At 64.1% G+C, this 4,995-nt stretch carries 5 protein-coding genes; all 5 read right to left on the reverse strand.

Annotated features, from left to right (window positions below):
- Positions 1-351: 351 nt before the first annotated feature.
- Positions 352-1,950, reverse strand: a complete 1,599-nt coding sequence (locus VFG33_RS36355; protein ID WP_325057573.1) for an AlbA family DNA-binding domain-containing protein — start codon at positions 1,948-1,950, stop codon at positions 352-354.
- Positions 1,951-2,486: 536 nt separating this feature from the next.
- On the reverse strand, positions 2,487-3,149 hold the full coding sequence (locus tag VFG33_RS36360) for a hypothetical protein (RefSeq protein WP_325057574.1): 663 nt from the start codon (positions 3,147-3,149) through the stop codon (positions 2,487-2,489).
- Positions 3,150-3,355: 206 nt separating this feature from the next.
- The gene (locus tag VFG33_RS36365; protein ID WP_325057575.1) at positions 3,356-4,021 is read right to left on the reverse strand and encodes a tyrosine-type recombinase/integrase; all 666 of its coding nucleotides are present in this window, start codon (positions 4,019-4,021) and stop codon (positions 3,356-3,358) included.
- On the reverse strand, positions 3,960-4,268 hold the full coding sequence (locus tag VFG33_RS36370) for a site-specific integrase (RefSeq protein ID WP_325057576.1): 309 nt from the start codon (positions 4,266-4,268) through the stop codon (positions 3,960-3,962). The genes VFG33_RS36365 and VFG33_RS36370 overlap by 62 nt, the downstream gene beginning before the upstream one ends.
- Positions 4,269-4,493: 225 nt before the next feature.
- On the reverse strand, positions 4,494-4,995 hold a 502-nt coding region (locus VFG33_RS36375; protein ID WP_325057577.1), incomplete at its 5' end, for a hypothetical protein.

Here is a 4,995-nt window from a genome sequence, read left to right on the forward strand (position 1 = left end):
CGGTCGGTGTACCGGTCCAACCGCTAGCCGGTGATGCAATGCCTGCTACCACCAAACTCGCAGCCGCTGCCCATTTGCGGCGACGGCTACTGCGGCTTATAGGAGGCACACATCCAGTGTGGCAGGCGGGCGGCCTTGCCAGCGAATTTGCTAACAAGCGGTGTGGACGGCGAGGCCCCCCAGAGGCCCCCGGAGGACCCTGAACAGCCGTCAACGACCCTTGACCACGGGGCACAACTAGCGCTCAGGATCGGGGTCGTCGGTGTGTGGACGCTCATGGAAGCGGACTCGTAATGAGAAGGTCGAGGGTTCGAGTTCGGGGCAGCCCGGAATGTCCGGGCTGCCGTGTCATCAGCTGTTCGCGTACTGACTAATGAAGCTCGTGGCCGGGCTGCTGCCCGCGTCGCCGGCCCAGAATCCGCCGTACTGCCACGACTCGCGCTCCGCCGCCTTGAGCACGACCGCCAAGGCAGTGGCAATGGTGGTGATTTGCTCGCCGGGAAAAGCGGCTGCTCGCGCGGCGTCGTTGGTGGCGATGGCGTCGATTGCTGGCTGGCATCGGTATTGGTGTAGGGCAGCACAGCTGGGATAGAACTCCCACCCGATTTCGCGCTTCCTGTGGGCCTGGGCCATCACGCACCACCACAGATCGAACTGAGCCAGGTCGTTAAGCAACCTGTCGTTCGGGTCCAAGGTGCTTCCGGGCTCAGGGTCAACCGGTGTGGCGACATCCGGTCGCAGCCATGACCGTTGACCGAGCAGTTGCCGCACGGCCGACAGCAGATTTCCGCCGCGCTCCGGGATAAGCCCCTGCTGGGTCCCGGTGACCTGTGCGTGCCGGATCCACGAGGCGTAGGAATACCCTCCACTGCTCACTGCTACCTCGCGGTCTACCAGTGTCGGCAGGAAAGAGAACCGTTTGTCGGCAATCACCATTCGGCCGATCGCGAGGACACGCTCGATGACCGCGAGCCAGTGACGGGCGGAGAGCGGGTTACTGCCGCCGTCGACTGTGGGAGCGCGTCCACCTGCTGTGTAGGCGTCGTGCAGGGCATCGACGGCAAGCTGGAAGATGTCAGCGCGTTCATGCACTGTCGCCTGGATTGCCACAACTGCAATCGCGTCGAGCGAGTCCTCGTACTCGGACGTCGGGGCATCATCTGCCTCTGAAGTACTCGGGAGGTTGTGGCTCGCGTCGTTGGCCGCGGCACGGAGGAATCGCCGCAGTCGAACGGTACTGTCGGTTTCCAGGTGAGTAGTCAGAGCATCATCGAAGGTGTCCCAGTCCATACCGACCATGAGCGGAAGGACGGAAGTGGACCTCCCGGCGGGCTCCCGGCTCTCACCGAGCGCGGAGACGAACCGCCCAATGAGCGTGTTGGCGTCTTGCAAGGCCTCGTCACGAACCTTCTCGCGATAGCGCTGCATGAGCGCTGTCCAGTGCGAGTACCGCAGCCGGACGTTCGAGGTCCCCTCGCGAACCACGATCTCCCCCTCGCGGAAGGCCGTATCCATGCTCCTGTCCGGCCGCTGGTACTGGCCAATACTGGAAAACGGCACAGGTAGACCGTCGGGATTCGGCTCTGCATAGATCAGGACGACAGCGCGGCCGTTCACCTCGTGATGCTGACTAATGACGTTGACCGTGGCCTCGGTGTACCTGGCGATCCGCGCGCGCAAGGCCGCCGAGTCGAACTTGGAGACGTCGATCCCAGCCTGGTCGTGCGCCGGCTGGCCCGCGTTATCAACGCCGACCACGATGTACCCACCGGTCGGGAGGTTGCTCATGGCGACGCAATCTTTCACGAGGTCGAGCACGTCGGCTGAGCTCTTCTGGCTCAGGTCCAGCGTGGCCTTGAAATCGAGGGCCTGCTGCTCAGCGCCGCCTGCCAATAGCTCAAGCAGCTTCTCCTCGTCCGTACGCCCATCAATCACGATCACAACCGGCATGGTTGCAGGGATGGCCGGTTTCAACCAGTACAAAGGTCGCAGTCACCTCTGATTCCAGCGCCAGCGCCGGAATGGGGCCTTCTCCGGCTGCCCGCGCGAGTGACAATGATCATCGGTCTAGCATCGAGACCGAATCATCGACACGACAGGGGATTGCTGTACCGACTTCAGCCTCCAGGTGTGGGCCCATTCATGGGGCCATTCGTGGGGCGAACTGGAGTCAAACAGGGGGGACAGAGCGGTCCAACGGTGGCGATTCGTGGACTCCTGCAGTCTGCAGCGTCCCGATGGGGGAGTTGCCATGGCTCTCATAATCCCTGGGTCGGGGGATCGAGTCCCGCGGCCCGCCACTACCGGATCGCGGCATGTCCGGACGTTGCGTCCACCGTTTCAACCCGGAATTGGAACGGCGCCGCTGCATCAGTCGCGGCGGAAGGACGCGCGTCCAGTTGGGGCCGATAGGGAGCCTGCCCCGGGGACCTGGGTCAGGCTCCACGGTCTGGGCGGCCCGCACTGCAGTTCACATCTGCAACCGTCTAAGCCGCCTCGCCCAAAATTCTCTTCTGAACTTCGAGGTGCCGACGCAGATGAACAACGACCCCGGCATCGCAGTCGGACTCCTGCTCCTCAAAGTCGTCTAGCACTACGGAGTAGGCCATAGCCAGCGCCGGGGTGTGACCGATCACCAGACTGAACAACGGTTCTAACTGCTCGAACGAAAACTCGACAGTGTTGCCGCCATCAGACCACGCCTTGACCACTTCCAGGTCAGCGATGAGTCCGTCGACAATCTCGGAGTCGAGCTTTCCGTCGCGGCCGGCGTCTACATAGGCACGCAGTGACGCCTCGAAGTTGTCAACGCACTCAGGCACGTCGACCTTCACCTCGGCCCGCACGTCGGGGTCGTTAGCGTTCTTGCGCTTCTTGATGACGAAAGCCGCACCCGCTCCCACGGCGGCCGTAACCAGAACGACAGGCACCATGATCTTGGGACCGAGCTTTGCGGCACGCTTCGCTACCTCTTGGGCGACCTTCTCAGGACCGGGGACTTCATTCAAGAGCTTGTGGATTCGTCCGGACGCAACCACGCGGACCACACTTCCGTTGCGGAACAACTTCCCGCTATCAATCCCCGCCTGGATCAGGGGCGGAATGAGAAGGGTGGGTTGAACGACGCCGCCTGCTCCTGGTGCTCCCATGTCCCGATGGTACGGCTGACGGTTGGGCAGCCTCCTCAGATTGGCGGGTTCGCTCTGAGACGGTTCAGCCAAGAAACCGTTGAAGTTCTCGCCGGCGCAACGTTTAGCTGACGACTGGTCCAGTCAATCTGGGCGAGGTGGGCCCCATAGTGGGCGCTAATGTCGCGGAGCCACACTGCCGAGTCATGGTCGCGGCGCCTGGCTGTTCAAACCCCTGCGACGTAGGCGGTGAGGAAGTGGACGCCGTGGCGGTCGAGGTTACCGCGTGCGCGGTCGTAGTGCTCTGTGGTGCGAGGGTCAGCGTGGCGGGCGAGGATCTGCGCATCACGCAGTGGCACGCCGGCGTCGAGGGCGTTGGTGATGGCGGCGTGGCGCAAGGAGTGAGGGCTGATGTGGCGCGGGATGCCGGCGGCCTTCGCAATCCGGGCGACCATCCGGTAGCAGTCGCGCCGGTCGATCGGCTTGCCCGACACCGGCCTCCGCACGAGAGGACCCTCGGTGCGTTCCCCGCGGCAGGCCTCCAGGACGCGCAGGACAGGTACGGTCAGCGGCATGGTCGCGGGCTTGTTGCCCTTGCCGACCAAGTGCAGCACCCGGCGCCCGCGAAGCGTCTCGCGGTAATCCTCGATCCGCACCGCGGCAGCTTCCGAAGCCCGCAGCGCGTTGATGCCCAGCAGGTACGCCAATGCGCCGTGGTGCACAGTGATGGTCTGCGCGACCTGGAGGAACCTGATCAGCTCGAGCCGGTCGAGGCCCTGCGTTCGGGACTCATCCTGGTGGATCTTGGGCAGCTGTGCGTAGACGGCGGGGTCAGCCGGGATGAGGCCGTCGATGTGGGCGAACCGGAAGAACCCGCGGACCCCGTGCATCATCGTGTTTGATCGAGGAGGCCCGCAGACCGGTCTCGCCGAGATGCCGGATGTACAGCTCGACGTGGGCACGCTGGACTCCGACCAGCGGGTCGAGCCGATTCGTCTTGCACCATGTGAACCAGCGGCGAAGCTGGTAGGCGTACAGCTGATGGGTGTGGCCGGAGTACCGGGCCAGGTAGGAGACGGCCGCCAGTTGCGCCGGCGACATTGCGTCAGGCTGGAACGGCAACAGGATGGTGTTCGACATGGCAGGCTCCTGGCGATCTGGCGAGCATGCCTCAGCGACGGATCGCCGCACGTACGTCGAGGCCCCTTGCCTGACGCTAGACCGTGGACCAGCGCGGCTGGCGGCGGAATGACGCAGGTCGAGTGCCCGAGCTACCAACGGACGGGGTGCTTGAGACTCTCGGGAAGAGGCTCGTCTGCGGGGTGTCGTAAACCGCCGAAGCCTAGCCTACCGGCTGAGTGTCACTCATCGGGGTGGCGCATGGTCGACAGCGGATATGGCGCGGAACTCCCTGTACGGCAACAATGGGGCCGTCGTGCGGCGTGCCCGGTCGAACTCTGCGGCGCCGTAACCGCCTTGCTGGAGGAGCAAGTCGGTGAACTCCCACAGTGCCGAGTTGACCTCGCGAATGAGGAATCCGAAAGGCCACAGTGTCAGGTTGCCTTCGAGGCGCTTCCACGAGATGTGTTGCTGCTCGGAGTTCAACACCGCCAATCGGCCGCGCATGTCGCGGTCGAGGTTCTGGTCTGAGGGCGACCAGGTCGCGCCGAGGAAGTCTTCGGGGCATATGTCCTGCGGGCCGTGCTTGCCCTTGAAGTCGCCGGACACGAAGTTGACCAGGCACCGGTAGTGAACGACGAGCGCAGTGATGACCGCGTTCTGCTCGGGTGAGCGAACGAAAGGGAAGGTGGTCTCGGCCAGGTGCACGAGCTCCGCCGCTGTCGTCCAGTCCTTGCAGACCTCGCTG

It is taken from the genome of Kribbella sp., assembly GCF_035687465.1.
Taxonomy (GTDB): domain Bacteria; phylum Actinomycetota; class Actinomycetes; order Propionibacteriales; family Kribbellaceae; genus Kribbella.